Consider the following 26,768-nt stretch of genomic DNA (forward strand, 5'->3'; position numbering starts at 1 on the left):
AGGCACACCGCCGCGCCGACGCCGTCGTGGCCGCGGCACGTATTCGCCTCCGCTCGCGCACAAACGGGCCCGCGCGGCCCGGGAATCGGGATCGTCATGGCACTCGTCAGCACCGGTGAACTCGTCCGTGCCGCCGCGTCCGCCGGACGCGGCCTCGCCGCCTTCAACGTGATCACCCTGGAGCACGCGGAGGCGATCGCCGCCGGGGCCGAACAGGCAGGGATGCCCGCGATCCTGCAGATCTCGGAGAACGCGGTGAAATTCCGCGGCGGCCGCCTCGACGCGATCGCCGCGGCCGCCGCAGCCGTCGCCCGCGCCTCCTCCGCGCCGCTCGCCCTCCACCTCGACCATGTGGTCTCCACCGGCCTGCTGCACGCAGCCCAGGAGGCGGGCTTCGGCTCCGTGATGTTCGACGCGTCCAAGCTTCCGTATGCCGAGAACGTCGCGGCCACGGCAGCGGCCGTGCGCTGGGGCCATGAGCGCGGCATCTGGGTCGAGGCCGAGCTCGGAAAGGTCGGCGGCAAGGAGGGCGAGGCCCCCTTGGACGCGCATGCCCCCGGCGTACGGACCGACCCGGCCGAGGCGGCCGCCTACGTCGCCGACACCGGCGTGGACGCGCTGGCCGTCGCCGTCGGCTCCTCGCACGCGATGACCGAGCGCACCGCCACACTGGACCACGACCTGATCGCCCGCCTGCGCGCCACCGTGCCCGTCCCGCTGGTGCTCCACGGCTCTTCCGGCGTTCCCGACGAGCAGATCCGCGCGGCCGTCGCCTCCGGCATGGTCAAGATCAACATCGGCACGGCCCTCAACACGGCCTTCACCGGCACTGTCCGCATGTGCCTGGAAGCCGAACCACGCGGCGTCGACCCCCGGAAATACCTCGCCCCGGCTCGCGAGGCGATGACCGGGACGGTGGCGGGTTTTCTGCGGGTGCTCGGCTCCTGAGGGGCGCCGGGCATCCGAGGGGACTCAGCCGGCCTGGCCCGCCTTCAGCGAGACCTGGTCGAGGTACGCCTCGCACTGATCGCCCTGCTCGCAGGAGATCTTGAGGTCGTTCTTGCCCTTCTCCAGGTTCACGTAGGCGTAGGTGTGGGTCCAGCCCTTGGCCCAGTCGCCCTCGGCGGCCTTCGCGAAGTTCGACATGTTGATCGAACGGGGCTGGCCACTGTTGATCGTCAGCGATGTCTTGGCATCCTTGCCGGGCACGCTGTACGTGATGAACATCGTGTACTCGCCGGCCTCGGGCACGTCGACCGACCAGCCGGCCGAGCCTCCGACACCGTTGAACATCACATACGCGCCGTCGGCGCCCTTCGCGCCCGGGATGTCCTTGCCCAGCGTGGCCGGCGGCCCGAGGCGCAGGGTGGCCGCGTCCTGCTTCGGGAGCTCGGCCGGCGCCGGGTCCTCCGGGGTGGGCTCCGGGCTCTGACCGACGGACTCGGCCGGAGCCGGGCTGCCGCCCCCGCCCGGCTGGTCGCCCGCCTTGTCCTTCTCGTCGCCACCGGACATCAGCGCCGCGCCGATGCCGATCACGACGACCGCGACCACGGCGATCGCGCCGATCAGCAGCCCCTTGGTGTTGGGTCCGCCACTGCGGCCGCCGCCATGACCGCCGCCCTGGCCCTGCTGGGCCGGGATCTGGCGGGTGGCGGTGCCGCTGCCGGGATACGTCTCCGGTGCCGCGTAGTGCGGGGCCGGCTGCCCGTAGGCCTGCTGCTGCGGGACCTGGCCGTACTGGCGGCGCTCGCCGACCGTCCGGACCTGGTTGTACGAGGTCCTGGGGACCCCGGGCTGCGCGGCGGGACCGGGGTAGCCGTAACCGCGTCCCTGGCCGGGCGGGGTGGCGCCCGCGGCCTGCCCGTCCTCGTACAGGTAGCCGAACGGGTCGTCGTCCTCGGGCGTGCTCGCGCCGTTGTTCGCGGCCGTCATCCCAGTCACTCCTCAGCATCTCGTCAGCACAACGCTGACGCGGGCGAGCCTACCCGGTACGGGCCGGTCCATCGGGTGGCGTGGGCCTCATCCGGCTCGGCGGTGGACCTTGGCGCGCGACCGCTTCTCGATGTACATCCGCTGGTCGGCCGACTGCAGGACCTCTTCGACGGACATCCCGCAACTCGCCCAGCCGATCCCGAAACTCGCCCCGACCCGCACGCCCCTGCCGCCCACCCGGATGGGCAGAATGATCGCGTTCCGCAGACGAACGGCCAGGTCCGCGGCGTCCGCGGCGCCCAGGCCATCGGCGAGGACCACGAACTCGTCGCCGCCGAGCCGGGCCACGGTGTCCCCGTCCCGTACTCCTGTGGTGAGTCTGCGCGCGACCTCGACCAGCACCGCGTCGCCCGTCTGATGCCCGAACCGGTCGTTGATCGACTTGAATCCGTCCAGGTCGCAGAAGAGCACCGCGAGCCCCTTGGTCCCGTCGTCGACATCACCCGCCGGGGCGACGGTGTGCACATGGTGGTCGTACCCGCGGCCGCCGACCGCGTCGAAGTCGAACCCGTCGCCGCGGAAGCCGCCCTCGCCGTCCCCGTCGTAGGCGGCGTCCAGGGTCTGGATGTCACTGGCGTACGCCGCATGCGGCCGCTCACACAGCCGGGAGCTCAGCCGGGCGCGCAGCTCGGCGCTGTTGGGCAGCCCGGTGAGGGCGTCATGGCTGGCCCGGTGCGCGAGCTGCAGTTCGTGCCGCTTGCGGTCCTCTATGTCCTCGACGTGCGTCAGCAGAAAACGGGGGCCGTCGGCCGTGTCGGCGACCACGGAGTTGCGCAGCGACACCCAGATGTACGTGCCGTCCCGGCGGCCCAGCCTGATCTCGGCGCGGCCGCCCTCGGCGGAGGTGCGCAGCAGCGTGCCGACGTCCTCCGGGTGGACCAGGTCGGCGAACGAGTAGCGGCGCATCGCGGAGGCCGGCCGGCCCAGGAGGCGGCACAGGGCGTCATTGGTACGCAGCAGCCGGCCGTGCTGATCGCCGCCCATCTCGGCGATCGCCATGCCGCTGGGCGCGTACTCGAACGCCTGACGGAAGGATTCCTCGCTGGCGCGCAGGGCCTGCTGCTCGCGCTCCAGGCGGACCAGGGCGCGCTGCATGTTGGCGCGGAGCCGGGCGTTGCTGATCGCGATCGCCGCCTGGGAGGCGTACATCTGCAGCGCCTCCTGGCCCCAGGCGCCGGGCCGGCGGCCGTTGCGCGGCCGGTCGACGGAGATCACGCCCAGCAGCTCGCGGCCGCCGCCCGATGCGTACATGGGGGCGTAGAGACGGTCCGACGGGTGCCACTCGTCCTCGAAGCGGGGCTCGGGGCCCTCCGTGTGCCACTGCGGGACGTCGTCCTCTATGAGGACCCAGCCCTCGGTGTGCGGTATGAAGCGGAGCTCGCCCCACGCCTCGCCCATGGACAGCCGGCGCTCCCATGAGGGGCGGGAGCCGACGCGGCCGGTGATCAGGGCTTCGGCGGCGGCGCTGCCGGCGAACGCGGCGACGACGAGATCACCATCGGGGCGCACGAGGTTGACACAGGCAAGCTCGTAGCCGAGGCCCACGACGATGCCGTCGGCGACGGTCTGCAGGGTGTCGGCCAGGCTACGGGCCGTGTTGAGGTCCGCGACCACCTGGTGCAGCTGCCGCAGGGTCGCAAGACGGACGTAGGGCTCCGACTCGGTCTCCATCGCTCGCTCTCCCCGAGACCTCGACAGCAAACTCCAGGGTTCTCATCGGCGTATTGGTTCGGTTGTCCCGGCCACTGAATCACAGTGAGCTGCCCACTCGGTACACAGGGTCAACAAATACTGCCCTCTGTGAGTCAAGTCACATCAGATGATGAAGAGTCAGGTGCCGCGGACGCGAGGAGGCCGTCGCTTTCTTGAACGCGGATTCCCGGCACAAGTCCTAGGACCGGACCGTGCCCGGCCTGGTCCCCTGGCCCGATGCGGGCGAGGACGGCCGAGACTAGCGTTCCGGGTGTGTTGCAGACGACCCCCGCTTCCGCCCCCGTTGCCATCCCCCATGCTGAGGGGGTGAGCAACGAGGAGTTCCGCGCCGCCATGGCCCGTCTGGCCGCGGGAGTGGTCCTGGTGACCGCGCACGACCCCGACGACGGACCGCGCGGCGAGGACGTGGGCATGACGGCCACCGCGTTCATGTCGGTGTCGCTGGAGCCCCCGCTGGTGACGGTGAGTCTGCGCAACGGCTCCCGTATGGACGACCTGCTCGCGGAACAGCCACTGTGGGGCGTCTCGATGCTCGCCGACAGCCAGCGCCACATCGCCGGCCGCTTCTCGATGAAGGGCCGCGTCAGCGACCGCCTGCTGTTCGAGGACATCCCGAACGAGCGGGGCGAGGTGTGCGGGGCGCCATTGATCGTCGGCGCACCGGCGACGCTGGAATGCCGCTCGGAACAGCGGGTCGTGGCCGGCGACCACACGCTGGTGATCGGCCGCGTGCTGAAGGTCGGCCTGGGGAGCGGGGAGATCGGCCCGCTGACGTATTTCAAGGGCCGCTACCGCCACTTGGGCTGAGAGCCGCCGGACCTGCCGGGGGGCGGCGAGCCCGCCCGGTCCTGCGCGCGCCGAGCCGGCCGCGGGGCCCGCGACGGAGGCCCGACACGCTCGCAGCGCCGCGGGCGCGGCACGATGGTCCGGGGCGTGGCCTCGAGCGCGGGAAGAGGGGCCGCAGGGGCGAGGCCGCGGAGGGAACGTCAGTCCCAGTCCCGCCCGGTCCGCCCCCGCTTGACGTCCGCTCGCTGCTTCTTCTCGCGCAGGCGGCGTTCGTTGATGCCGCGGGGGATCTTCGTGGACCGGCGCGCCCGCGGTGGCGGCGCGGTTGCCTCCGCCAGCAGGGACGTCAGCCGCACCGCCGCCGTCTCACGGTTGCGCCACTGGGAGCGGTGTTCCGACGCGCGGACGGAGATCACGCCGCCGACCAGGCGGCTCTCGAGCCGCTCCAGCGCGCGGTCCTTCCAGACCTGCGGCAGAGCCTGCGTCTTCGCGAGGTCGAAGCGCAGTTCCACCTGCGAGTCGCTCGTGTTGACATGCTGGCCGCCGGGCCCCGAGGACCGCGAGAAACGCCACATGAGCTCGGCCTCCGGCAGGGAGACCGAGCCACGGATGATGTAGGGCCCGGACATGGGTCCATGGTCGCCTGTGTTCGGTGGACACGTCACCCGCTTTTCGCCGCCAGTGTTCCCTGCCCGTTTTCCGTGCCCCGTCCTCCCCGCTCCGTTTTCCCCGCTCCGGCATGGAACCTCGCAGTCCCCTGCCTGCGTTATGACGGGTGACGGTACCTTCGGAACGACTCGAAGACCGACACACTCGACCACGAAGGGGACTTCCCAATGGCAGTAAGCCTGTCCAAGGGCGGCAACGTCTCGCTCACCAAGGAGGCACCGGGCCTGACCGCCGTCACGGTCGGCCTCGGCTGGGACGTCCGTACCACCACCGGCACCGACTTCGACCTCGACGCCTCCGCCATCGGCGTGAACGGGCAGGGCAAGGTCGCTTCCGACGCCCACTTCGTCTTCTTCAACAACAAGTCCACCCCGGACCAGACCATCGTCCACACCGGTGACAACCGCACCGGCGAGGGCGGCGGCGACGACGAGCAGATCAACGTCAACCTGGCCGGCCTGCCCGCCGACGTCGACAAGATCGTCTTCCCGGTCTCGATCTACGACGCGGTCACCCGCTCGCAGAACTTCGGCCAGGTGCGCAACGCGTACATCCGCATCATCAACCAGGCCGGCGGTGCCGAGATCGCCCGTTACGACCTGAGCGAGGACGCCGCCGTGGAGACCGCCATGGTCTTCGGCGAGCTGTACCGCAATGGCGCGGAGTGGAAGTTCCGGGCCGTCGGCCAGGGTTACGCCTCCGGCCTCGAGGGCATCGCCCGCGACTTCGGCGTCAACCTCTGACGTACGGACCCCAGCGGTAGGACAGAGGGCCCCGGCGGGCGCCGGGGCCCTCTGTGTCCCTATGAGCCGTCGAGCCCCCGACCGTGAGGCGTGTTCACCCGGCCCCCCGCCAACGCACCGGCTGCGGGCACCGGCCGGCTCCCCCAGGGGGCATCCGATGGGGCGCCGCGGGCAGCCGGGCGGTCGGCTCAGGGCCGGGCCGGCTTCTTGTCCCCGTACAACCACACGTCCCACAGCTCGGTCAGATCCTGACCCGTCTCCACCTCCACATACGTGACGAAGTCGTCGGTGGTCGCGTTGGAGTGGCCGTACTTCGCCGCCCAGCCCCGCACGACCGAGAAGAACGTCTCGTCGCCGACCGCCTGGCGCACCTTGTGCAGGACCATGGCACCGCGCTGGTACACAGGGCCGCCGAAGAGGTCTTCCTCCCCCGGCGGATCGGCCGGCGGGAAGGCCCAGTTCGCGTCGTCGGCGAATGCCGCGTCGAAGGGCTTGCGCACCGGGGTGCCGTGCACGTCCTCCATCCACAGCCACTCGGCGTAGGTGGCGAAGCTCTCGTTGAGCCAGACGTCCTGCCAGGACGCGGGCGACACCGAGTTGCCGAACCACTGGTGCGCGATCTCGTGGACGAGGGTCTCCTCGTCGAACTGGTCCACCGGGAAGACGGGACGGGACTGCGTCTCCAGGGCGTAGCCGACCTCGTCCGTCGGCACGACGATCGCGCCGGTCGACGAGAACGGGTACGGGCCGAAGTTCTTCGCCCCCCATTCCATGACCTCGGGGATCCTGCCCAGCAGCGCCGCGCTGTCCTTGGCCACCGCCGGGTCGACGGCGGTGAGCACGGGAAGCCCGGCGGGGGTGCGCGAGGACGTCACCCGGAAGTCGCCGACGGCGAGCGTGGCCAGATAGCTCGCCATCGGCTGCGCCTCGTGCCAGGCGAAGGTGGTGCGCCCGCCGCTCGTGCGCTCGCCCGTCAACTCACCGTTGGAGACGGCCTTGAGCCCCTTGGGGACGGTCACCTCGATGTCGTACGTCGCCTTGTCGGAGGGGTGGTGGTTGCCGGGGAACCAGGCGGAGGAACCGGTGGGCTCACCGACCGCGAGCCCACCGTCCTCGGTGGGCAGCCAGCCCTCCTCGGACTTGTCGGGGCCGATGATCGTCTCCGGGGTGCCGGAGTAGCGGATGACGGTACGGAACTCGGCGCCCTTGTCGATGTCGTCGCGCGGACGCACCGTCAGTTCCCCACCGGCCCGGTTGGCCGCGGCCTTCACCCCGTCGACCGTTGCCCCCTCGACCGTCATCCCGCGCAGATCGAGATGGAAGGCGCTCAGGTCCTGGGTGGCACGTGCGGTGATCTCCGCGGTGCCCTTCAGGCGGTCGCCGGCCGGGTCGTAGTCGAGGGTGAGGTCGTAGTGCCGGACGTCGTAGCCGCCGTTGCCGAGCTTGGGGAAGTACGGGTCGCGCAGGCCCACGGCACCCGGCGTGCCCCGCACACCCGTATCGCCACCGGTGCAGCCCGTGCCGCCCACGAGAACCAGCAGGGCGAGAGCGGCAGCCGGGGCTGCGGTACGGGAAAAAGCGCGCGGGTCCACTCCATGATCCTAGGCGGGTGACGATTCCCCCACGGCCCCGAGCCCGATCCCGCGGTCGGCCCCACGGCGAGCGAGGCGACGCCCGGGCTGCGCGCGGGCTGCGCGCCCCCTTCGGCGGCGACGGCGGCATCGAGCCGTCGGACCCCACCTGTGCCCCCGCCCTCGCCCCTCGCAGCCACCGGCGCCCCCGCGGCATGGGACCATCGACCGTGCTCGACATCGGCTACTCCCTCTCGCGCCGCTTCCCCGACCCCCCGCAGACCGACTACCGACGCGCGGACGTCCAAGCCCTGCGCCATGACCTCTTCTGCGGTGACGTCTACCTCGCGGACACCAAGGAGGACCGCGAGGTGTCCACAGCCTGGGGATGGGTGCCGGTCCTGGACTTCGCCTGGGCACTGTGCGACATCGTCGAGCAGCTCGACCGCGACCCTCTCGGCAGCCGCGCCTCGGTGCCCCAGTACGCCGAGCTCGACTTCACGGAATCCAGCGACCGCATGCTCTTCGAGCGGCGCTTCGGCTGGGTGGACGTGGAGGCCGACTGGATGCCCGGCGACGAGCCGCCGCTGACCTTCAACCACGGCGAGCTCCGCCGCGAGGCCCGCGACTTCCTGCACGACCTGATCGCCGACCTCACGGACATGCACGAAGGCCTCGCCGACAACCCCGTGATCTGGGACCTCCAGGCCCGCTTCCCCCGCACCGCCTAGCCGGCATCCTCCACCCGCACCCCGATCTGCGCGGCGAACGCCGGTGCCAGATCCAGCAGCTGCGCCGTACTGATCACCGCCCCCGCCAGCCGCTCCACCCCCCGCGCGATGTCCAGCTCCGCAACCGCCCGCAGGTCCACGTCCTTCATCCGCACCGCCGTGAAGTCCACCCGCCGCAGCACGCAGTCCCGGAACTCCACCCGCTCCAGCTGCGCACTCCCGAAATCCGCCTCGGACAGCACACATCCCTGGAAGACGACATCCGTCAGCCTCGCCTCCCGCAGATTCAGATAGTCGATCTTCCCTCCCCTCACCAGCACCCTTTCCAGCACCGCCCCGTGCAGCTGCGCCCCGCCGAGCCTCGCGTCCACCACCTCCACATCCCGCAGTGACGCACCCCCGAGATCCGCACCCACCCCCCGCACACCGCTCAGCACACTGTCGACGAAACGAGCCCGGACCAGCTCCGTGGCATCCAGCGCACACTCCCGCAGCGCACAGTCGATGAACCGCGCGCCCCGCCCCGACTGCCCGCCGAGATCGAGCCCCGAGAACTCCAGACCGTCGTAGTCCCCGTCCGGCTCGAGACCACCTCCCTCGTACGTCTCCAGCGGCGGCAGCCGCACCTCCGCCACCCGCGCGGCCGTCGTCCTCCTGCGTGCCTTCGCCATGACCCCATGGTGACCTCCGGCACTGACAACGCCGGCCTCACCGTCGGGCAGTTCGCCAGTCCCTCGCTTGACCTCGAGCAAGCTTGAGGTTGAACAGTGTTCCTCGTAGCCACCGCGCACCCGCAGACCTACAGGAGCCACCATGCACGCCATCCGTCTCCACGCCTTCGGCCCCGCCGAAAACCTCACCTACGAGACGACCGACGACCCCGTACCCGGGCCCGGCCAGGTGCGGATCGCCGTCGCCGCAGCCGGCGTCCACCTCCTCGACGCCGCGCTGCGCGAAGGCGTGCAGGGCCCCTACCCCGCACCCGTCGAACTGCCCACCGTCCCCGGCCGCGAAGTCGCCGGCACCGTCGAATCCCTCGGCGAGAACACCGACCCCGGCTGGCTCGGCAAGCGCGTCGTCGCCCACCTCGGCATGAACCCCGGAGGCTACGCAGAACTCGCCGTCACCGACTCCGCCAGACTCCACACCGTCCCCGACCACCTCGACGAAGCCGCGGCCGTCGCCATGATCGGCACCGGCCGCACCACCCTCGGCATCCTCCAGTTCACCGAACTCGGCCCCGACGACATCGCCCTCGTCCCCGCCGCGGCCGGCGGAATAGGCACCCTGATCGTCCAGTACGCCAAAAACGCCGGCGCCACCGTCATCGGCCTCGCCGGCGGCCCCGAAAAAGTCGCGCGCGTCCAGGCCAACGGCGCCGACCTCGCCCTGGACTACACCCTCCCCGACTGGCCCGGCCAGGCCCGCGCCCACCTCGGCGACCGCAACGCCACCGTCGTCTACGACTCCGTCGGCGGCCCCACCGGCCGCAAGGCCGTCGACCTCCTCGGCAAGGGCGGCAGGCACATCGTCTTCGGCTGGTCCAGCCAGGACCTTCTCGACGGCACCCCGCTCACCTTCACCGACGAGGAACTCACCGAACGCGGCATCACCTCCGAGAGCGTCCTCGGCCCCGTCATGCTCGACAGGGCAGGTGGCCTGCGCGCCCTCGAAACCCGCGCCCTCGCCGAAGCCGCCGCCGGCCGGCTGCGTCCCGCCGTCCACCGCTTCCCGCTCGACCAGGCCGCATCCGCCCACCACGCCCTGGAAAACCGCGGCACCATCGGCAAGGTCGTCCTCGTCCCGTAGCCGACCCGGACACCGAAAAGCCGCTACGACCCAGCCCCGCCAACGCCCCGTCGGTCAACCGGTGCATCCCCGCGTCGCGCAGACACTGCCGCAGCAGTAGATTCCCGCCACACGCACCCCCCACGACCGGCAGGGAAGCAGCAGCAGACATGAACACCGTCAACGGCGGCATATCGTTCTGGTACGCGCAGGACGGCACCCCCGTCCCCCGCGAACCCCTCCCCGGCGACACCGCGGCCGACATCTGCATCGTCGGCGGCGGCTACACCGGCCTGTGGACCGCGTACTACCTCAAAAAGGCCGTGCCCTTCCTCAACATCACCGTTCTGGAAAGCAAGTTCTGCGGCTACGGCGCCTCCGGCCGCAACGGCGGCTGGCTCTACAACGGCATCGCGGGACGCGACCGCTACGCCAGACTCCACGGCCACGACGCAGCCGTCCGCCTCCAGCAAGCCATGAACAACACCGTCGACGAGGTCATCAAGGTCGCGGGCGAAGAAGGCATCGAGGCCGACATCCACCACGGCGGCGTCCTCGAAATCGCCCACACCCCCGCCCAACTCGCCCGCCTCAAAGCCTTCCACGCCGTCGAGATCGCCTTCGGTGAAAAGGACCGCGTCCTGCGCGGCGCCCGCGAAACCGCCGACCGCATCCGCGTCACCGGCGCCATCGCCTCCACCTGGACCCCCCACGGCGCCCGCCTCCACCCCGTCAAACTCGTCAAAGGCCTGGCGGCAGCAGTCGAAGCGCTCGGCGTGACGATCCACGAATCGACGCCCGTCACCGAGATCAGGCCGAAGCACGCCATCACCCCGTACGGGACCGTCCGCGCCCCCTACATCCTGCGCTGCACCGAGGGCTTCACCGCCTCCCTCAAGGGCCAGCACCGCACGTGGCTCCCCATGAACTCCTCCATGATCGTCACGGAGACCCTCCCCCGGTCCGTGTGGGACACCATCGGCTGGGACGGCCGCGAAACCCTCGGCGACATGGCCCACGCCTACATGTACGCCCAGCGCACCGCCGACAACCGCATCGCACTGGGCGGCCGCGGCGTCCCCTACCGCTACGGCTCCAGAACGGACAACGACGGCCGCACCCAGCCCGCCACCATCGACGCCCTGCGCGACCTACTCGTCCGCTTCTTCCCCACCACGGCCGGCGCCCGCATCGACCACGCCTGGTCCGGCGTCCTCGGCGTCCCCCGCGACTGGTGCGCCACCGTCACCCTCGACCGCAGCACCGGCCTCGGCTGGGCCGGCGGTTACGTGGGCTCCGGCGTCGCCACCGCCAACCTCGCCGCCCGCACTCTGCGCGACCTGATCCAGCAGGACTCGGGCCAGTCGGGCCCCACCGACCTCACGGCCCTCCCCTGGGTCAACCACAAGGTCCGCACATGGGAACCCGAACCCCTGCGCTGGCTCGGAGTCCAGACGCTGTACGCGGCCTACCGCACGGCGGACCGCCGCGAATCCACGACCCACGCGACCACGACGAACCGCATCGCCACCCTGGCGGACAAGATCTCGGGCCGCCACTGAACAGCCCGGCCGGGCGGCAACCAGCCGCCCGGCCACACAGCGGGGACTGCTGGGCGGCTCGACCGCCTCGTCACGCCTCAAGGCCCCCACTCGAAATGCCGACGCCCGGCACCCACCAGCAGCCCCTCCAGCACAGCCACCCGGGCATCCAGCTCCTGCGTCCGCCGCAGCACATCGGCCTCGCGTTGCCGCCGATACGCCGCCTGCTGCTCCCTCACCCCGGCCCACCGCTGCGCCTCCCGCCGGCGCTGGTCCTGCCGCTGCGCTTCCGCCCAGCTCCCGATCAGTCCACTGGAACGACGGCTCATCCGACGCACCCCTCCCCAGGCACATCCAAAACACCCGCAAAAACGCCAGTGTCCCGGACCTGGACGGTCCGGGACACGGTTTCGGTGGAGCCCCCTGTCGGATTCGAACCGACGACCTCAAGATTACAAGTCAAGCGCTCTTAACCAACTGAGCTAAGGGGGCAGCATCACGCAGCGTTATCCGCGCGAGAAGGCGATCCCACTCTACACAGAGCTGCGATCAGCCATCCATGAAGTTCACGCCCGCCGTAACCACCCGCCCATGCGTTCGTTGAGCGGACTGAAGTTCTGTTCCAACCACCAGACAGCGTGGGGAGGCTGGACATGACGGAGGCACCGGACCAGCCGACGCTCGTCGTCGGTAACGAGGCCATGCGCGTCAAGCGCGAGGTCCTGGGTATCGCCGACCGGCGCAAGCATCACCAGCGCATGGCGACGCCCATGAAGAGCCGGGCCAAGGAATCAGGTACCCAGCAGCGCGTCTACCGCTTCCGCTTCTTCCGGCACCCGACCATGCCGAGCAGCTGGAGCAGACGTTCGGCGCCTGTCGGTGGGTCTACAACGAAGGTCTCGCCCTACGGGCGGCTGCCTGGAAGCAGCATCGGCGCTTCTTTCCGTCGACACGCCGCTGCTCCGCGTGTCACGTAAAGGGTCCACGGCTCGATGTATCGGTCCGGGGATGGGCTTGCCGGGAGTGCGGCGTGGTGCACGACCGTGATGTGAATGCGGCGGTGAATGTCCGGGACGAGGGGATGCTGCTGTACTGGCTGGTAGCGATGGCCCTCCCCCTGGGAAGACACCACCGCCGGTGATCAAGGCATCAGAGCTGAATGAGGTGCTTCTGGCGGCGCAGGAGGAGTGCGGACCGACGGGCCGTCGGCCGTTATGCCTGTGGAGCCCGCATTAAGACCGTCCGGTGTGGCCCCTGAGGGTCGCGCCGGGCCGGCGATGGGCGTCGAAGCAGGAGGTGCTGCCCGCGAGGGCAGCGGGGCGCGCGGCAAGCGCGCTGAGGTCAAAAGTGCGTTGCTCTGCCGGTACCCGTCCCCAGGCGAAAGCCGGCACTCGGCCGTCCACGTGTCCGGGGCGAGGATTTGGTCACCCATGGACTGCTGACAGATGTGAAATCGCCAGGTAGCGTCACGGGAGGTCCGCTCCGGTGGACTAGACCCATCCATCCTTTACAACGGATCGTCCGGCACGTTCCTGCCGGTGAAGGAGACGCATCAGCATGGCCACTGTCACGTTCGACAAGGCAACCCGGATCTACCCGGGCTCCGACAAGCCCGCCGTCGACCAGCTCGAGATCGAGACCGAGGACGGCGAGTTCCTCGTACTCGTCGGGCCCTCCGGCTGCGGCAAGTCCACCTCTCTGCGCATGCTCGCCGGGCTCGAGGACGTCAACGGCGGATCCATCCGGATCGGCGACCGTGATGTCACTCACCTGCCGCCCAAGGACCGGGACATCGCGATGGTGTTCCAGAACTACGCGCTGTACCCCCACATGTCCGTCGCCGACAACATGGGCTTCGCACTCAAGATCGCCGGCGTCAACAAGGGCGAGATCCGCAAGAAGGTCGAAGAGGCCGCGAAGATCCTCGACCTCACCGACTATCTGGACCGCAAGCCCAAGGCCCTGTCCGGTGGTCAGCGGCAGCGTGTCGCGATGGGGCGCGCCATTGTGCGTGAGCCGCAGGTGTTCCTCATGGACGAGCCGCTGTCGAACCTCGACGCCAAGCTCCGCGTCTCGACCCGTACGCAGATCGCGTCGCTCCAGCGCCGTCTCGGCATCACGACGGTGTACGTCACGCACGACCAGGTCGAGGCCATGACCATGGGTGACCGTGTGGCGGTGCTCAAGGACGGTCTGCTGCAGCAGGTCGACTCGCCGCGGAACATGTACGACCGTCCCGTGAACCTCTTCGTCGCCGGCTTCATCGGCTCACCGGCCATGAACCTGGTCGAGGTTCCGATCACCGACGGTGGTGTGCGGTTCGGCAACAGCGTCGTCCCCGTTTCCCGTGAGGCCTTGGCCGCCGCCGCGGACAAGGGCGACACGACCGTCACGGTCGGCGTCCGTCCCGAGCACTTCGATGTCGTCGAGCACGGCGGCGCGGCTGCCGCGTCGCTGTCGAAGGACGCGGAGGACGCTCCGGCCGGTCTCGCCGTCTCGGTGAATGTCGTCGAGGAGCTCGGCGCCGACGGGTACGTGTACGGCTCCGCCCAGGTCGGCGGTGCGCACAAGGACCTCGTGGTCCGTGTCGGTGGCCGTTCCGTGCCGGACAAGGGCAGCGAGCTGCACGTCGTGCCGCGTGCGGGTGAGCTCCACGTCTTCTCGACCTCGACGGGCGAGCGCCTCAGCGACTGAGTGATGAGTGAGTGAGAGCCGGGCCTTGCACTTCGGTGCGGGGTCCGGCTTTTCCTTCAGGCCGACAAATACGCCGACAGATCTGCACAGTTCTGGCATTTCATCCCCACTCGTCAACACGCGATTCGAAAGGAAGCATCGAACCGTCCCTCGCGTGAGTGACTAAATGTCGCCAAATCATCACTGCCCGCTACGCTCGCTCGCGTGACCCACACAGCACGCCGAATCGGCCGCACTCTCGCCCTCGTTCTGCCCGTCGTCCTGGTGCTCTCCGGAACCCTCGCGGTCACCAGCGTCCCGTGGGCAGGGCCGGCCACCCAGTCGCAGATGCTCAGCGCCTCGTCCGAGGACGTGTCCGTACGCGCCAAGTCCCGTGCCCCGCAGGACCTTCTGCTCGACCGGCTGCTCACCGAGCTGCAGACGAAGAACCCGAGCACTGCGCTCACCCGGCTCCAGCGCGAGGTCGAGGCGCGTCCGTCGCTCGCCGCGCACTGCATGTCGATCGCCCGCGCCCTCGGCCGGGCAGCCGTGGACCGTTACGGCCCCACACGCGCCCAGTCCTTCTCGCGGCCGGTCTGCGACACATCCTTCGCCTCCGGCGTCGCGCGGCAGGCACAGGGCAGCTGAGAGACGCCGGGCAGCCGATGCCCGAGCCGCTCCTCGAGCTGCTCCCCGAGCTGATTTCCGAGCCGTCTGCCGGACCGGGCCCGCCGACGCGGGTCCGGTCTGCGTCACGTTGAGGCCGCCGCATAGGGTTCACGGCATGCAAACGCCTACGTATCCGACGCAGGCCGTGGTCCTGGCCGGCGGCCAGGGCTCCCGGCTGCGCCCGTACACCGACGACCGTCCCAAGCCGATGGTCGAGATCCCGGGTACGGGGACCCCGATCATCGGGCACCAGCTCGCCTGGCTGGCCGCGGAGGGCGTGACGGACGCCGTCGTCTCGTGCGGTCATCTCGCCGAGGTTCTCCAGGAGTGGCTGGAGAGCGCCGAACTCCCGCTGCGCGTCACCACGGTCGTGGAGACGGAGCCGCTGGGCCGTGGTGGCGGCCTGAAGTACGCCGCCGCCCGGCTTCCCCACCCGGATCAGCCCTGGTACGCCACCAACGGCGATATCTGGACCCGCTTCTCGCTGCGTGAGATGGCCGCGTTCCACTCCGAGCGCGATGCCATAGCGACTCTTGCGCTCGCCCGTCCCCGTATCCCTTGGGGCGCTGTGGAGACGGACGCCTTCGGGCACATCACGGACTTCATCGAGTCCCCGCCCTCGCCGTATCTGATCAACGCGGGTGTGTACGTGTTCTCGTCGGCGTTCGTCGAGCTGCTGCCGGACGTGGGCGACCATGAGCGCACCACGTTCCCGGGTCTGGCACGTGAGCGGCGGCTGGCGGGCTTCCCGCTGCCGCAGGGCGCGTACTGGCGGGCGATCGACACGGCGAAGGACCTCACCGAGGCCGCCAAGGAGCTTGCCTCTCAGGCGCGTTGACGGACGCGTCGATGGAGGCGAGGACGCGAGAAGGGCGGTCACCCGGGGTGTGAGGTGGCCGCCCTTCGCCGTGGAGTGCCGTTCGGCTCAGCCCAGCAGGCCGCCGATCACCTGGCCGCCGCCGGAGGAGCCGCCGCTGCCGCCCCTGTTCCCGCCGGAACCGCCCGATCCACCCGAGCCGCCGGAACCGCCGGAACCGCCGCCACTGCTGCTGCCGCCCGCACCGCTGCCGTCGGTCGAGGAAGGTCCGGAACTGCCGGACGGCGGCTGGGCGGGCCGGGTGCCGCTGGGAGCCTGCTGGCCGGTGCCCTGGGTCTGGCTCGGCGTTCCGCCCGTCGGCCCGGTCTCGCTGACGGTGTCATCGGCGGGCGTGGGCTTCTTCGCCCGGGGCGTGCCGGAGCTGCTGGTGGACGGTGCCTGCTTGCCGTCGTTGCGGGCGCCCGAGGAGCTGCGCCGTTCCTTGCCGGACTCGTGCGGGAGCGGCGATCCGGGCAGGTGGTTGGTGGGGTTCTGGTCTGGTCCCGGGACGGTGACCATGTCGGAGGAGCGTACGGCGCCGCCGAGCATGGAGCCGGTGAGCAGGGTGAGGCCGACGACGACGCCGGCGACGAGGCTGCCGCGGCGCAGGACCCGGCGGCGCAGCTCCCACAGTTCGGAGCGGGGTCCAAGGGTGCGCCAGGCTTCGCCGGCGAGGCGTCCGTCCACGGAGTAGACGGGTGCGCCCGCGATGATCAGCGGGGACCATGCGGCGAGGAAGACGATGTCGGGTGCGTCGTAGACGGGGACGGTGCGCCAGCTGACGGTCAGGATGAGCGCGGCGGACAGCAGTGCGCCGATGACGCCCGCAACCCGCTGCCACAGACCGAGCACGGTGAGGACGCCGACGACGACCTGGAGGAAGGCGACGGTGAGGCCGGCGCCGACGGGGTGGGAGAGGGCGAAGTCGCGCAGTGGTTCGGCGAGTGCCCAGGGGTGGAGCGAGTGGAGCCACTTGACCATGGAGCCGCGTTCGCCGCCGTCGAAGTAGACGGGGTCGCAGAGTTTGCCCATGCCGGCGTAGATGGAGATGAAGCCGAGGAACACGCGCAGCGGCAGGAGGACGACGCCGAGGTTCATGCGGCGGCCGGGGTAGTAGGCGTGCCGTACGGTGTCGGCGCTGTGCCGTGGCGCGCTGCGCACCTCGCGGCGGACCTCGAACTCCTCTTCCTCATAGGCTTCCTGGCCGCCCGTGTGATGGGGGTGGAGGGAGTCGAGGGGGTCCTGGGAGCCGTAGCCGGAGGGGTAGGAGTCGTACGTCCCGCCCGGCTGGCGCATGGGCGGCAGCAGCGGCCTGTCGCGGCGGCCGTGCCGTCCGGGTCCACCGGGGTGGCCGACCATGGGCCGTTCGACGGTCCGTGCGCTCCCGTCGTCGAGGTCGATCCTCGGGATGACCTGTGTGGCGCCCGCGCTGTAGGTGTCGTGCTCCAGGGTGGAGTTGCGTACGGCCTGGAGCAGCCCCGTGGCGCCGGAGTCCCCGGGGGCGGACCTGCCGCTCCATACGACGGGTGCCCGGCGCCGTACGCCCGTGCCGGCTCCGGCGAAGGAGGCCATGCGTGCGGTGTCCGCCAGGACACGTGCGGGGCGCTGCTTCCGGGCGAGCTGCACCCGGAAGCTGGCGTGGTTGACGATGACCTGCGCGGGATCGCAGTCCACCTTGACCATGCTCAGCGCAGGCTGATCATCGAACCCGGACCGGGGCGTTCTGGTGTCCACACTCATCTAACCGAGTGACGTGTCTTTAGGGCACGGCTGTGACGGGCCCTGGGTGTCCGAGACCCGTCAAGCGATCCGATTCGGCCGTTTTACGCCTCCGGCCCGACGAGGACCCGGCTCATCCGGTCATGTCGGGCCCTTTGACGCGGGGTTGTTCAGACGCGGCGCTTGGCTGCCTCGTAGAGCACCACGCCGGCGGCCACACCGGCGTTGAGGGACTCGGCGCCGCCCGGCATCGGGATGCGGACGAGGTGGTCGCAGGTCTCGCCGACGAGGCGGGACAGGCCCTTGCCCTCGCTGCCGACGACGATGACGACCGGGCCGCCGAGCGCTTCGAGGTCACCGACCTCGGCGTCGCCGTCGGCGGCGAGGCCGACGACGGTCAGCCCGGCCTTCTGGTAGGACTCCAGGGCGCGGGTCAGGTTGGTGGCGCGGGCGACCGGGGTGCGGGCGGCGGTGCCGGCCGAGGTCTTCCAGGCGCCCGCGGTCATACCGGCGGCGCGGCGCTCGGGTACGACGACACCGTGGCCGCCGAAGGCGGAGACGGAACGGACGACGGCGCCGAGGTTGCGCGGGTCGGTGACGCCGTCGAGGGCGACGATCAGCGGGTCCTCGCCGTCGTCGAAGGCGGCGGCGGCCAGGTCCTCGGGGTGTGCGTACTCGTACGGCGGGACCTGGAGGACGAGGCCCTGGTGGTTGAGCCCGTTGGTCATGCGGTCGAGCTCGGGGCGCGGCGCCTCCATGATGTTGATGTTGCCGCGGCCTGTGGCGAGCTGGAGCGCCTCGCGCACGCGCTCGTCGTTGTCGATGAACTGCTGGATGTAGAGCGTGGAGGCGGGGACGCCGTCGCGCAGGGCCTCGAAGACGGGGTTGCGGCCGACGACCATCTCGGAGGCGCCCTTGCCGCCCCGGCGGGCGACCGGACGGCGTGAGGCGGCCTTCTTCGCCTGGGCGTTGGCGACCCGGTTCTTCTTGTGCCCCTTACGGGCGGAGGCGGGCGGCGTCGGGCCCTTGCCCTCCAGGCCGCGGCGTCGCTGGCCACCGCTGCCGACCTGCGCGCCCTTCTTGTTGGACGTGCGGCGGTTCCTGCGCTGGCTGTTCCCGGCCATGACTACCTGTTTCCTGAAGCTTCGAATGCGTACGTACGTAAGAAAGTGTGCCGCCCGGAAGGCCGGGCGGCACATTGTCGCTGGTCAGCGCGGTCCGAGTGTCCAGCGTGGACCGTCCGGGCCGTCCTCGATGACGAGCCCCGACTGGTTGAGCTGGTCGCGGATCGCGTCCGCCGTGGCCCAGTCCTTGCGCGCGCGGGCGGATTCGCGCTGTTGCAGCACCAGCCGCACGAGTGTGTCGACGACACCGTGGAGGTCCTCGCCCCGGTCGACCTCTCCGGCCCAGTGCGGGTCCAGCGGGTCGAGGCCGAGGACGCCGAGCATGGCGCGTACCTCCGCGAGCCGGGCGACGGCGGCTTCCTTGTCGTCGGCCGCGAGGGCCGAGTTCCCCTGCCGGACCGTGGTGTGGACGATCGCGAGCGCCTGCGGGACACCCAGGTCGTCGTCCATGGCCTCGGCGAACGCGAGCGGCACCTCGGCGGCTGGAGCGACCGCCTTCCCTGCCTTTTCGGTGACCCGCTGGATGAACCCCTCGATGCGGGCGAACGCGGACTCGGCCTCGCGCAGTGCCTCTTCGCTGTACTCGATCATCGAGCGGTAGTGCGGGGTGCCGAGGTAGTAGCGCAGGACGATGGGGCGCCAGTTCTTGACCATCTCGGAGACGAGGACCGAGTTGCCGAGCGACTTGGACATCTTCTCGCCGCTCATCGTGACCCAGGCGTTGTGCACCCAGTACGACGCGAAGTCGTCGCCGTAGGCCTTGGCCTGGGCGATCTCGTTCTCGTGGTGCGGGAAGATCAGGTCGATTCCGCCGCCGTGGATGTCGAAGGCGGAGCCCAGGTACTTGTGGGCCATGGCCGAGCACTCCAGGTGCCAGCCGGGCCGCCCGCGGCCCCACGGGGTCTCCCAGTCGGGCTCGCCCGGCTTCGACGCCTTCCACATCGCGAAGTCGCGCGGGTCGCGCTTGCCTGTGATGCCTTCCTCGGTCGGCTGGCGCAGATCGTCGATGTCCTGGTTGGACAGCGCCAGGTACTCGGGGAAGGACCGCACGTCGAAGTAGACGCTGCCGTCGGCCTCGTAGGCGTGGCCGCGCTCGATGAGGCCGCGCATCATCTCGACCATCTCGGTGACGTGCCCGGTGGCGCGCGGCTCGTAGGTGGGAGGGAGGCAGCCGAGCGCGTTGTAGCCGTCGTTGAAGGCGCGCTCGTTGTCGTAACCGATGGACCACCAGGGTCGGCCCTGCTCGGCCGACTTGGTGATGATCTTGTCGTCGATGTCGGTCACATTGCGCACGAACGTCACGTCGTAGCCGCGGTACTCGAACCAGCGGCGCATGATGTCGAAGTTCAGGCCGGACCTGATGTGCCCGATGTGCGGGGCGGCCTGCACCGTGGCGCCGCACAGGTAGATCGAGACGCAACCCGGAACGAGCGGGGTGAAGTCACGGATCTGCCGGGCGCTGGTGTCGTACAGGCGAATAGTCACGCATCAAGGGTAGTGGGCCCATAGCAGTGCCCCGCGCCCCCTTCCGGGTTGGCATCACATGTTTGTGACGTTGTACGCACCGACGGCGCATCGCGGCCGGTACCGGGCGGGGACCCGCCCGCCGTCCCGCACCGCGCCGCCTCCTGCGTCCCCGCCCGTCGTCAGCGGTTTCTGACGACCAGCGCGGTGGCGATGGCGGCCAGTCCCTCGGCCCTTCCGGTCAGGCCCAGGCCGTCCGTTGTGGTGCCCGACACGGACACCGGTGCCCCGATCGCCGCGGAGAGCACCTTCTGGGCCTCGTCGCGGCGCTTGCCGATCTTGGGGCGGACGCCGATCACCTGAACGGAGACATTGCCGATCTCGAAGCCCTCCGCCCGTACGATCCGGGCCGCCTCCGCGAGCAGCGTCACACCGGAGGCGCCGGACCACTCGGGCCGGGAGGTGCCGAAGTGGGCGCCGAGGTCTCCGACGCCGGCGGCGGAGAAGAGCGCGTCGCAGGCGGCGTGGGCGGCGACGTCGCCGTCGGAGTGCCCGGCGAGCCCGTAGCCGTCGCTGTCCTCCCACCTGAGGCCCGCGCACCACAGTTCGCGGCCCTGCTCGAAGCCGTGCACATCGGTGCCGATGCCGACGAGCGGGATGTGTACGTCAGAAGCCATCGTTGGCCCTCCTGCGTGCGAGGACCGCCTCGGCCAGGACCAGGTCCAGGGGGCGGGTCACCTTGAATGCCTCTTCATGGCCCGGTACGACCACCACGGGTGCGCCGAGCCGCTCGACCATGCCCGCGTCGTCGGTGGCGCCTTCGCCGGCGAGGGCGACGGTCTCGTGGGCGCGCAGGAGGGTGTCGCGTTCGAAGCCCTGCGGTGTCTGCACGGCGCGCAGCCTGGCGCGCTCGGGAGTGGCGACGACCGGCTCGGGTTCGCCCTTGGCGGCCGGCTCGACCTCCTTGACGGTGTCCGCGAGCGGCAGCGCGGGGACGACGGCGGGGGCACCGTCGCGTACGGCCTCGATGACGGCGTCCACGGTCTCGACGGGTACCAGCGGGCGGGCAGCATCGTGGACGAGGACGACGCCGATGTCCTCGGGGAGCGCGTCGAGGCCGAGGCGTACGGATTCCTGGCGGGTGTCACCGCCGGGTACGACGAGGTAGTCGGTGCTCCCCAAGCTGCTGCCGGGGGTGCGCCCTGGGAGCTCGTAGGCGTCGAGAAGGCGCTTCACCTCGGGCGCGCCCTCGGGCGGTGCGACCACGACGACGAGGGAGACGGCGCGGGAGGCTGCCATGGCGCGTACGGCGTGGATGAGCATGGGCGTGCCGTTCAGCGCACGCAGCGCCTTGGGCGCGCCGGGGCCGAGCCGTACGCCGCGGCCGGCTGCCGGGATCACGGCGGCGGTGCGGTACTGGCGCGATTCGTCTGACATCGGTTGCTCCCCGGCAGGTTTGTTTCCTCGGCCGACATGGGTATGGCCACAGCGTGCCGGGCGCGACGCCTTGACCGGACCCTTCCGTGAATACGGTCTGCGCCAGCCGCCCGGGCCCGGCACACCACAGCGTCTACGGAGCGTCAACTGTGGCTGCATGCACGGGCGTGCTGTGAGCAGGAGATGACTGCAAACAGGAAATGAGCGTGCCGCAGCGCCCGGCGACAAGCTGGTTTTTCACAGCAGGTCAGCGGGCACCGCGGCATTAATCGTGCGTCAGGACGCGAGGACCTCGTCGAGGAGAGCCTCGGCCTTGTCCTCGTTGGTGTTCTCAGCGAGCGCGAGCTCGCTCACCAGAATCTGGCGCGCCTTGGCGAGCATCCGCTTTTCACCGGCGGAAAGCCCGCGCTCGCGCTCACGACGCCACAGGTCGCGCACCACTTCGGCGACCTTGATGACATCGCCGGAGGCGAGCTTCTCGAGATTTGCCTTGTAGCGACGGGACCAGTTCGTCGGCTCTTCCGCATACGGTGCACGCAGCACCTCGAAGACCCGGTCGAGCCCGTCCTGGCCGACCACATCGCGCACGCCCACGAACTCCGCATTGTCCGCCGGCACACGCACCGTCAGGTCGCCCTGGGCGACCTTGAGCACCAAGTAGGTCTTGTCCACGCCTTTGATCTGGCGAGTTTCGATGGCCTCGATCAGCGCGGCCCCGTGATGGGGATAGACCACGGTGTCGCCAACCTTGAACGTCATGTGACAGGTACCCCTTCCGTGGCTATCCAGGGTAACACGGATACGGCTTCTTCTGAATGGCGTTTTCGCAGGTCAGGGCATATCTCGGGGCTTGACAACAGCAACAGGAACGTGCTGCGGCCGCCTTCCGGAGGGGGGTATTCGCAGGTCGGAGCCGCTGCGCGGGCGGGCGGAAACGCGCGCGTCACACGTCACGCAACCCCCCCGGAAGAGGCCGAACGTCCCGATTTGCCGGGTTCTCGATGGTGAACTTCCCGTACTCCGTTCGGCGGTCGGTCACCCGTACGGACGCACACCCGTCGAATCCGGAATTGATCATCGGGAGGTATTCGTAAGGAAAGCGTGGCGGCCGAGGAAATTGATCATCCCGGTTATGCGAACGGAGTGCGTAACGGCAAGATCGCGACGCGGGTCGCAGCACACGCCGGAACATGGGAACGCGGCCACCCGGATGGGGTGCGCGGGGCCGTCACAGGCAAAGGGCGGGTCGGGTGCGGGGCGTGATGGCGGGCTCGGTAACCTGTGCGCGAGCTGACACGCCATTGGCCGGTGACAGCCGCCATCAGCCCGTCCGTACGTCCAAGGAGATGCCGCCGCCGTGAGCAGCAGCCTTCGTCGTGGTGCCCTCGTCGGCGCTGCCGTCGTCTTCTCGATCGCCTCGCTCTCCGCCTGTGGTGCGGGCACCCACGCGCAGACCCTCGAGGTGAAGCCGGACAACCCCGAGACGGCGATCGACAGTCTGAAGCTTCAGAACGGGACGGTCATCACCCAGCCCGAGCGCGACGCCGAGGGCCCCGCCGCCGTGGCCGTGACGGTCTTCAACAACGGCGTCAAGCCGCAGACCCTCGAATCCATCACGCTGAGCTCCGGCGCCAAGGCGAAGCTGTCGCCGGCGACGGGCTCGGGCCCGATCACCGTCCCGGCACTGGGCCGCGTCGTGTTCGGCGGCAAGGGCAACGCGTCCGCCATCGTCGAGAACGGCAACCAGTCGGTGAAGGTGGGCGGCTTCGAGGACGTCGTCTTCCGCTTCAGCGAGACCGGTGACGTGAAGATGCAGGTGCTGGTCCTCCCGGCGAGGTTCTACTTCACGGGCTTCGGCCCCAGCAATGTGCCCAAGCCTCCCGTTGAGAAGCCGTCCGGCTCCCCGGCCGCCCTCCCGCACACGACGCCGTCGGGCAGCCCGTCCGGCTCCCCCTCCGAGGCCGCGGGCAGTGAGGCCGAGGCGCCGGCCGGCGCGGCGACGGCCTCGCACTCCGAGGGCCACTGACCCAGGCAGACGGAAGGGGCGGCCACCGGTCTCCGGTGGCCGCCCCTTCCGTCGGTCGTGCCGCACACAGCGCGTTGCGGCGCGGACGGGCGTACGGCGCGGGCTGCCCGGCGGCGTACGGTCGCGGCCTACGGCTCGAACTTGTAGCCCAGCCCCCGGACCGTCACCAGGTAGCGCGGCGCCCCCGGGTCCGGCTCGATCTTGGCGCGCAGGCGCTTGACGTGGACGTCGAGAGTCTTGGTGTCGCCGACGTAGTCCGCGCCCCAGACCCGGTCGATCAGCTGCATCCGGGTCAGCACGCGGCCCGCGTTGCGCAGCAGCATCTCCAGCAGGTCGAACTCCTTGAGCGGCAGGTCGACCTTGCCACCGGAGACGGTGACGACATGACGGTCCACGTCCATCCGGACCGGGCCGGCCTCCAGGGCCGCCGGGGTGACCTCCTCCGGCTCGCCGCGGCGGCGCAGCACCGCGCGGATGCGGGCGACCAGCTCCCGCGAGGAGAAGGGCTTGGTGACATAGTCGTCGGCTCCTATTTCCAGCCCGACGACCTTGTCGATCTCGCTGTCCTTGGCTGTCACCATGATGACCGGGACGTTCGAGCGGCCGCGCAGCTGGCGGCACACCTCGGTGCCCGGCAGCCCGGGCAGCATCAGGTCGAGCAGGACGAGGTCGGCGCCATTGCGCTCGAACTCGTCGAGCCCCTCGGGGCCCGTGGTCGCCACGGCGACCTCGAAACCTTCCTTGCGGAGCATGTAGGACAGGGCGTCGCTGAAGGATTCCTCATCCTCGACGACGAGCACTCGGGTCACGGAAGGACCTCCGGGGCAGGAATTTCGCTGTTCGGATCGGTGTCGTAAGGCCGGTCGTCGTCCTCGTCGGCGCGATCCGGTCCGTTGTGTGAGCGGTCCCGTGCGGCGCCCGCTTCGGGCACCCGCAGGGTGAAGGTGGAGCCCTGTCCCTCGGAGCTCCACACCGTGACCTCCCCGCCGTGCGAGGCGGCCACGTGCTTGACGATGGCCAGTCCGAGGCCGGTGCCTCCGGTGGCGCGGGACCGGGCGGGGTCGACACGGTAGAACCGTTCGAAGATCCGCTCACGGTCCTTCTCGGAGATGCCGATGCCCTGGTCGGTCACGGCGATCTCGATGAGGTCCCCGCCGGGAGCCGTGACGCGGCGGGCGGAGATGCCGACGCGGGTGTGGGCCGGGGAGTAGTTGACGGCGTTCTCGACGAGGTTACCGAGAGCGGCGGCGAGCTGGCCGCGGCTGCCCCAGATACGCAGCTCGGAGTCGTCCGGCTGGGAGGTCCCGCCGGCGACCATGGTGATCTGTTTGGTGGACGCGGCGTGCCGGGAGCGGTCGATGGCCTCGGCGACCAGTTCGTCCACGCGTACGGGCTCGGAGTCCTCGAGCGGGTCGTCGTTCTGCACCCGGGAGAGGTCGATGAGTTCCTGTACGAGGTTGGTGAGACGGGTCGCCTCGATCTGCATGCGGCCGGCGAAGCGGGTGACCGCCTCGGGGTCGTCGGAGGCGTCCATGACCGCCTCGGACAGCAGGGAGAGTGCGCCGACCGGGGTCTTGAGCTCATGGCTGACGTTGGCGACGAAGTCGCGTCGTACCGCCTCTATCCGGCGGGCCTCGGTGAGGTCCTCGACCAGGAGCAGGACGAGGCGGGAGCCGAGGGGCGCGACGCGGGCCGAGACGGCAAGGGCTTCGCCGCGGCCGGTGCCGCGCCGGGGCAGATCCAGTTCGACCTGCCGTATCTCGCCGTCGCGCCGGGTGTCGCGTGCCATGTGCAGCATGGGTTCGACGGCGAGCTTGCCGCCGCGGACCAGACCGAGCGCGTACGCCGCGGAGCTGGCCTTGACGACGGAGTCGGACTCGTCGAGGACGACCGCGGAGGAGCGGAGCACGGACAGGACCGTGTCGACGCCGGGCGGGAGCACAGCGTCGGTGTGGAGCGAGGTACGGGTGGGGCGTTTTTGTTCGCGCTCGCTCCAGCGGAACGCCAGCACCGCGATGACGCCGGTGCACAGCCCGGCGATCGCTGCTGCTGCGGCCACCGCCGCGTTCACGTCCATGCCCCCAGGTTATGCGGGGCCGCGGACTCCCTCCCAGCCAAACGGGTGGCACCTCGAACAGTCGTCGCTCAGAGTTCACCAAGGGGAAAGTGCTGGTTCATTTGCGCGGGAGCGGGCCGTCTTCTTTCGGCCGGACCGTGGGAGCGTAGGGGTACCGAGCCCCACTCGGACCCCGGTCGCATCAAGAGAGGGACACCCATGCGGGACGCGTACCACGAGGAACTGGACTCGATCGGCGAGGGCCTGGTCGAGATGGCCCGGCTGGTCGGGTCGGCGATCGGGCGCGCCACCACGGCCATGCTCGACGCCGATCTGAAGCTGGCCGAGAATGTGATTGCCGCCGATCAGAAGGTCGACGATCTTCAGCACGACCTGGAGGCGCGGGCCATCGCGCTGCTGGCGCGCCAGCAGCCGGTCGCAACGGATCTGCGGATCGTGGTGACCTCGCTGCGGATGAGCGCCGACCTGGAGCGTTCGGGCGACCTGGCCCAGCATGTGGCCAAGCTCGCCCGGCTGCGTTTCCCGGACCGTGCGGTGCCGAACGACCTGCACGCCACCATCCTGCAGATGGGGCAGCTGGCGCAGCGCCTGATGGCGAAGGCGGCGGAGGTCATCATCACCAAGGACGTCGACCTCGCGCTGCAGCTGGAGCAGGACGACGACGAGATGGACCTGCTCCACCGCACGCTGTTCCAGCACCTGATGGACGACCGCTGGAAGCACGGCATCGAGACGGCGGTCGACGTCACGCTGCTGGGCCGCTACTACGAGCGCTTCGCCGACCACGCGGTGTCCGTCGCCAAGCGGGTCGTCTACCTGGTCACCGGCGAGCACGCGGACGAACTGCAGCCGCCGACCTCGGTCGAGGGCGCATAACGGGGGCGCTTGCGCGCGTGCGCCGTTGATGCGCCGGTGCGGGTGGGCATCCAATGGGCGAAGGCGGCAGTTTCGTACGCCCATGAGGAGGCACCCATGGCCGAAGCCCCATCCCCCATGACCGACCCCCGGCAGGAGGCGACGTCCGCCGACGTGATGTTCCTGCCCGTCCTCGGCGCCTGCGGCTGCGGCTCGGGCTGCGGCTGCGGCTGCCAGTCGGGCGCGCCGTGCCAGTGCGGCGGCTGCTGCGGCTGAAGCGCGGTCCATGCGAAGGGTCCGCCCGGGGACGGGCGGGCCCTTCGCGCGTGCGGCC

Annotated in this window: 27 protein-coding genes and 1 tRNA gene; 13 read left to right on the forward strand and 15 right to left on the reverse strand. The window is 70.3% G+C overall.

Going from position 1 to position 26,768, the window contains the following annotated elements; genetic code table 11:
* Positions 1-96 precede the first annotated feature (96 nt).
* Complete coding sequence (locus ACFYWI_RS08115; protein WP_389227000.1) at positions 97-948, forward strand: ketose-bisphosphate aldolase; 852 nt, start codon at positions 97-99, stop codon at positions 946-948.
* Between the two features lie 24 nt (positions 949-972).
* On the opposite strand, the gene ACFYWI_RS08120 is transcribed toward ACFYWI_RS08115, so the two are convergent.
* Both ACFYWI_RS08120 and cdgB read right to left on the reverse strand, forming a co-directional pair.
* Positions 973-1,932 (reverse strand): carbohydrate-binding protein, encoded by a 960-nt coding sequence (locus tag ACFYWI_RS08120; protein ID WP_389227003.1) that lies wholly within the window; start codon positions 1,930-1,932, stop codon positions 973-975.
* Positions 1,933-2,019: 87 nt separating this feature from the next.
* Positions 2,020-3,663, reverse strand: coding sequence for a diguanylate cyclase CdgB (gene cdgB, locus ACFYWI_RS08125; protein WP_389227006.1), 1,644 nt, complete (start codon positions 3,661-3,663; stop codon positions 2,020-2,022).
* Positions 3,664-3,957: 294 nt separating this feature from the next.
* Here cdgB and ACFYWI_RS08130 point away from each other — a divergent pair, with 294 nt between their 5' ends.
* A complete protein-coding gene (locus ACFYWI_RS08130) occupies positions 3,958-4,512 on the forward strand; it encodes a flavin reductase family protein (RefSeq protein WP_389227009.1) in 555 nt (184 codons plus the stop codon).
* A gap of 179 nt (positions 4,513-4,691) precedes the next feature.
* Here ACFYWI_RS08130 and arfB read toward each other — a convergent pair whose 3' ends face one another.
* Positions 4,692-5,120 (reverse strand): alternative ribosome rescue aminoacyl-tRNA hydrolase ArfB, encoded by a 429-nt coding sequence (gene arfB, locus ACFYWI_RS08135; RefSeq protein WP_389227012.1) that lies wholly within the window; start codon positions 5,118-5,120, stop codon positions 4,692-4,694.
* Positions 5,121-5,327: 207 nt separating this feature from the next.
* On the opposite strand from arfB, the gene ACFYWI_RS08140 reads away from it, so the two are divergent.
* Positions 5,328-5,903, forward strand: coding sequence for a TerD family protein (locus ACFYWI_RS08140; RefSeq protein WP_389227015.1), 576 nt, complete (start codon positions 5,328-5,330; stop codon positions 5,901-5,903).
* A gap of 188 nt (positions 5,904-6,091) precedes the next feature.
* On the opposite strand, the gene ACFYWI_RS08145 is transcribed toward ACFYWI_RS08140, so the two are convergent.
* Positions 6,092-7,495: a M1 family metallopeptidase gene (locus ACFYWI_RS08145; protein ID WP_389227018.1), complete on the reverse strand. Its 1,404-nt coding sequence runs from the start codon at positions 7,493-7,495 to the stop codon at positions 6,092-6,094.
* Between the two features lie 209 nt (positions 7,496-7,704).
* Between ACFYWI_RS08145 and ACFYWI_RS08150 the strand changes: the two genes are divergently transcribed.
* Positions 7,705-8,205, forward strand: a complete 501-nt coding sequence (locus tag ACFYWI_RS08150; protein WP_389227339.1) for a hypothetical protein — start codon at positions 7,705-7,707, stop codon at positions 8,203-8,205.
* Here ACFYWI_RS08150 and ACFYWI_RS08155 read toward each other — a convergent pair.
* On the reverse strand, positions 8,202-8,876 hold the full coding sequence (locus ACFYWI_RS08155; RefSeq protein ID WP_389227021.1) for a pentapeptide repeat-containing protein: 675 nt from the start codon (positions 8,874-8,876) through the stop codon (positions 8,202-8,204). The genes ACFYWI_RS08150 and ACFYWI_RS08155 overlap by 4 nt on opposite strands.
* 142 nt (positions 8,877-9,018) lie before the next feature.
* Here ACFYWI_RS08155 and ACFYWI_RS08160 point away from each other — a divergent pair, with 142 nt between their 5' ends.
* Positions 9,019-10,014: a zinc-binding dehydrogenase gene (locus ACFYWI_RS08160; RefSeq protein ID WP_389227024.1), complete on the forward strand. Its 996-nt coding sequence runs from the start codon at positions 9,019-9,021 to the stop codon at positions 10,012-10,014.
* A gap of 149 nt (positions 10,015-10,163) precedes the next feature.
* Entirely contained in the window at positions 10,164-11,555 is a 1,392-nt protein-coding gene (locus tag ACFYWI_RS08165; RefSeq protein WP_389227027.1) for an NAD(P)/FAD-dependent oxidoreductase, read from the forward strand.
* 77 nt (positions 11,556-11,632) lie between these two features.
* On the opposite strand, the gene ACFYWI_RS08170 is transcribed toward ACFYWI_RS08165, so the two are convergent.
* Positions 11,633-11,863 carry a hypothetical protein gene (locus tag ACFYWI_RS08170; RefSeq protein WP_389227030.1) on the reverse strand — a complete coding sequence of 77 codons (231 nt, stop codon included), beginning with the start codon at positions 11,861-11,863 and terminating at the stop codon, positions 11,633-11,635.
* A gap of 85 nt (positions 11,864-11,948) precedes the next feature.
* Positions 11,949-12,026, reverse strand: a tRNA-Thr gene (locus ACFYWI_RS08175).
* A 361-nt stretch (positions 12,027-12,387) separates the two neighbouring features.
* Here ACFYWI_RS08175 and ACFYWI_RS08180 point away from each other — a divergent pair.
* The 4 genes from ACFYWI_RS08180 to ACFYWI_RS08195 all read left to right on the forward strand — a co-directional run bounded on the left by ACFYWI_RS08180 (position 12,388) and on the right by ACFYWI_RS08195 (position 15,714).
* Positions 12,388-12,675: a zinc ribbon domain-containing protein gene (locus ACFYWI_RS08180; RefSeq protein WP_389227342.1), complete on the forward strand. Its 288-nt coding sequence runs from the start codon at positions 12,388-12,390 to the stop codon at positions 12,673-12,675.
* A 416-nt stretch (positions 12,676-13,091) separates the two neighbouring features.
* Entirely contained in the window at positions 13,092-14,228 is a 1,137-nt protein-coding gene (locus tag ACFYWI_RS08185; protein WP_389227033.1) for an ABC transporter ATP-binding protein, read from the forward strand.
* A gap of 204 nt (positions 14,229-14,432) precedes the next feature.
* Positions 14,433-14,855, forward strand: a complete 423-nt coding sequence (locus tag ACFYWI_RS08190; protein WP_389227036.1) for a hypothetical protein — start codon at positions 14,433-14,435, stop codon at positions 14,853-14,855.
* 136 nt (positions 14,856-14,991) lie between these two features.
* Positions 14,992-15,714, forward strand: coding sequence for an NDP-sugar synthase (locus ACFYWI_RS08195; RefSeq protein WP_389227039.1), 723 nt, complete (start codon positions 14,992-14,994; stop codon positions 15,712-15,714).
* Positions 15,715-15,801: 87 nt separating this feature from the next.
* On the opposite strand, the gene ACFYWI_RS08200 is transcribed toward ACFYWI_RS08195, so the two are convergent.
* The 6 genes from ACFYWI_RS08200 to ACFYWI_RS08225 all read right to left on the reverse strand — a co-directional run bounded on the left by ACFYWI_RS08200 (position 15,802) and on the right by ACFYWI_RS08225 (position 22,235).
* Complete coding sequence (locus tag ACFYWI_RS08200; protein WP_389227042.1) at positions 15,802-17,472, reverse strand: DoxX family membrane protein; 1,671 nt, start codon at positions 17,470-17,472, stop codon at positions 15,802-15,804.
* 149 nt (positions 17,473-17,621) lie between these two features.
* Positions 17,622-18,575 (reverse strand): 23S rRNA (guanosine(2251)-2'-O)-methyltransferase RlmB, encoded by a 954-nt coding sequence (rlmB, locus tag ACFYWI_RS08205; RefSeq protein WP_389227045.1) that lies wholly within the window; start codon positions 18,573-18,575, stop codon positions 17,622-17,624.
* Between the two features lie 84 nt (positions 18,576-18,659).
* Positions 18,660-20,060: a cysteine--tRNA ligase gene (gene cysS, locus ACFYWI_RS08210; RefSeq protein ID WP_389227048.1), complete on the reverse strand. Its 1,401-nt coding sequence runs from the start codon at positions 20,058-20,060 to the stop codon at positions 18,660-18,662.
* Between the two features lie 161 nt (positions 20,061-20,221).
* Entirely contained in the window at positions 20,222-20,716 is a 495-nt protein-coding gene (gene ispF, locus ACFYWI_RS08215; RefSeq protein ID WP_389227051.1) for a 2-C-methyl-D-erythritol 2,4-cyclodiphosphate synthase, read from the reverse strand.
* Complete coding sequence (ispD, locus tag ACFYWI_RS08220) at positions 20,706-21,476, reverse strand: 2-C-methyl-D-erythritol 4-phosphate cytidylyltransferase (RefSeq protein ID WP_389227054.1); 771 nt, start codon at positions 21,474-21,476, stop codon at positions 20,706-20,708. The genes ispF and ispD overlap by 11 nt, the downstream gene beginning before the upstream one ends.
* 276 nt (positions 21,477-21,752) lie before the next feature.
* Positions 21,753-22,235, reverse strand: a complete 483-nt coding sequence (locus ACFYWI_RS08225) for a CarD family transcriptional regulator (RefSeq protein WP_003953493.1) — start codon at positions 22,233-22,235, stop codon at positions 21,753-21,755.
* Between the two features lie 598 nt (positions 22,236-22,833).
* On the opposite strand from ACFYWI_RS08225, the gene ACFYWI_RS08230 reads away from it, so the two are divergent.
* On the forward strand, positions 22,834-23,502 hold the full coding sequence (locus ACFYWI_RS08230) for a DUF461 domain-containing protein (protein WP_389227057.1): 669 nt from the start codon (positions 22,834-22,836) through the stop codon (positions 23,500-23,502).
* A 128-nt stretch (positions 23,503-23,630) separates the two neighbouring features.
* Here ACFYWI_RS08230 and ACFYWI_RS08235 read toward each other — a convergent pair whose 3' ends face one another.
* Entirely contained in the window at positions 23,631-24,311 is a 681-nt protein-coding gene (locus ACFYWI_RS08235; RefSeq protein WP_018847140.1) for a response regulator transcription factor, read from the reverse strand.
* Entirely contained in the window at positions 24,308-25,579 is a 1,272-nt protein-coding gene (locus ACFYWI_RS08240) for a sensor histidine kinase (protein WP_389227061.1), read from the reverse strand. Before ACFYWI_RS08240 ends, ACFYWI_RS08235 begins: the two co-directional genes overlap by 4 nt.
* A gap of 198 nt (positions 25,580-25,777) precedes the next feature.
* Between ACFYWI_RS08240 and phoU the strand changes: the two genes are divergently transcribed.
* Complete coding sequence (gene phoU / locus ACFYWI_RS08245; RefSeq protein WP_389227064.1) at positions 25,778-26,455, forward strand: phosphate signaling complex protein PhoU; 678 nt, start codon at positions 25,778-25,780, stop codon at positions 26,453-26,455.
* Between the two features lie 96 nt (positions 26,456-26,551).
* Positions 26,552-26,710: a hypothetical protein gene (locus tag ACFYWI_RS08250; RefSeq protein WP_389227067.1), complete on the forward strand. Its 159-nt coding sequence runs from the start codon at positions 26,552-26,554 to the stop codon at positions 26,708-26,710.
* Positions 26,711-26,768 lie beyond the last annotated feature (58 nt).

The sequence above is a fragment of the Streptomyces sp. NPDC002889 genome (genome assembly GCF_042888425.1).
In the GTDB taxonomy this organism is placed as follows: Bacteria; Actinomycetota; Actinomycetes; order Streptomycetales; family Streptomycetaceae; genus Streptomyces.

Coding starts and splice junctions, on each gene's coding strand:
- ACFYWI_RS08115 (WP_389227000.1), top strand. CDS start 97: ATGGCACTCGTCAGCACCGGTGAACTCGTCCGTGCCGCCGCGTCCGCC.
- ACFYWI_RS08120 (WP_389227003.1), bottom strand. CDS start 1,932: ATGACGGCCGCGAACAACGGCGCGAGCACGCCCGAGGACGACGACCCG.
- cdgB (WP_389227006.1), bottom strand. CDS start 3,663: ATGGAGACCGAGTCGGAGCCCTACGTCCGTCTTGCGACCCTGCGGCAG.
- arfB (WP_389227012.1), bottom strand. CDS start 5,120: ATGTCCGGGCCCTACATCATCCGTGGCTCGGTCTCCCTGCCGGAGGCC.
- ACFYWI_RS08140 (WP_389227015.1), top strand. CDS start 5,328: ATGGCAGTAAGCCTGTCCAAGGGCGGCAACGTCTCGCTCACCAAGGAG.
- ACFYWI_RS08155 (WP_389227021.1), bottom strand. CDS start 8,876: ATGGCGAAGGCACGCAGGAGGACGACGGCCGCGCGGGTGGCGGAGGTG.
- ACFYWI_RS08160 (WP_389227024.1), top strand. CDS start 9,019: ATGCACGCCATCCGTCTCCACGCCTTCGGCCCCGCCGAAAACCTCACC.
- ACFYWI_RS08165 (WP_389227027.1), top strand. CDS start 10,164: ATGAACACCGTCAACGGCGGCATATCGTTCTGGTACGCGCAGGACGGC.
- ACFYWI_RS08170 (WP_389227030.1), bottom strand. CDS start 11,863: ATGAGCCGTCGTTCCAGTGGACTGATCGGGAGCTGGGCGGAAGCGCAG.
- ACFYWI_RS08185 (WP_389227033.1), top strand. CDS start 13,092: ATGGCCACTGTCACGTTCGACAAGGCAACCCGGATCTACCCGGGCTCC.
- ACFYWI_RS08195 (WP_389227039.1), top strand. CDS start 14,992: ATGCAAACGCCTACGTATCCGACGCAGGCCGTGGTCCTGGCCGGCGGC.
- ACFYWI_RS08200 (WP_389227042.1), bottom strand. CDS start 17,472: ATGAGTGTGGACACCAGAACGCCCCGGTCCGGGTTCGATGATCAGCCT.
- rlmB (WP_389227045.1), bottom strand. CDS start 18,575: ATGGCCGGGAACAGCCAGCGCAGGAACCGCCGCACGTCCAACAAGAAG.
- ispF (WP_389227051.1), bottom strand. CDS start 20,716: ATGGCTTCTGACGTACACATCCCGCTCGTCGGCATCGGCACCGATGTG.
- ispD (WP_389227054.1), bottom strand. CDS start 21,476: ATGTCAGACGAATCGCGCCAGTACCGCACCGCCGCCGTGATCCCGGCA.
- ACFYWI_RS08225 (WP_003953493.1), bottom strand. CDS start 22,235: ATGACGTTCAAGGTTGGCGACACCGTGGTCTATCCCCATCACGGGGCC.
- ACFYWI_RS08240 (WP_389227061.1), bottom strand. CDS start 25,579: ATGGACGTGAACGCGGCGGTGGCCGCAGCAGCAGCGATCGCCGGGCTG.
- phoU (WP_389227064.1), top strand. CDS start 25,778: ATGCGGGACGCGTACCACGAGGAACTGGACTCGATCGGCGAGGGCCTG.
- ACFYWI_RS08250 (WP_389227067.1), top strand. CDS start 26,552: ATGGCCGAAGCCCCATCCCCCATGACCGACCCCCGGCAGGAGGCGACG.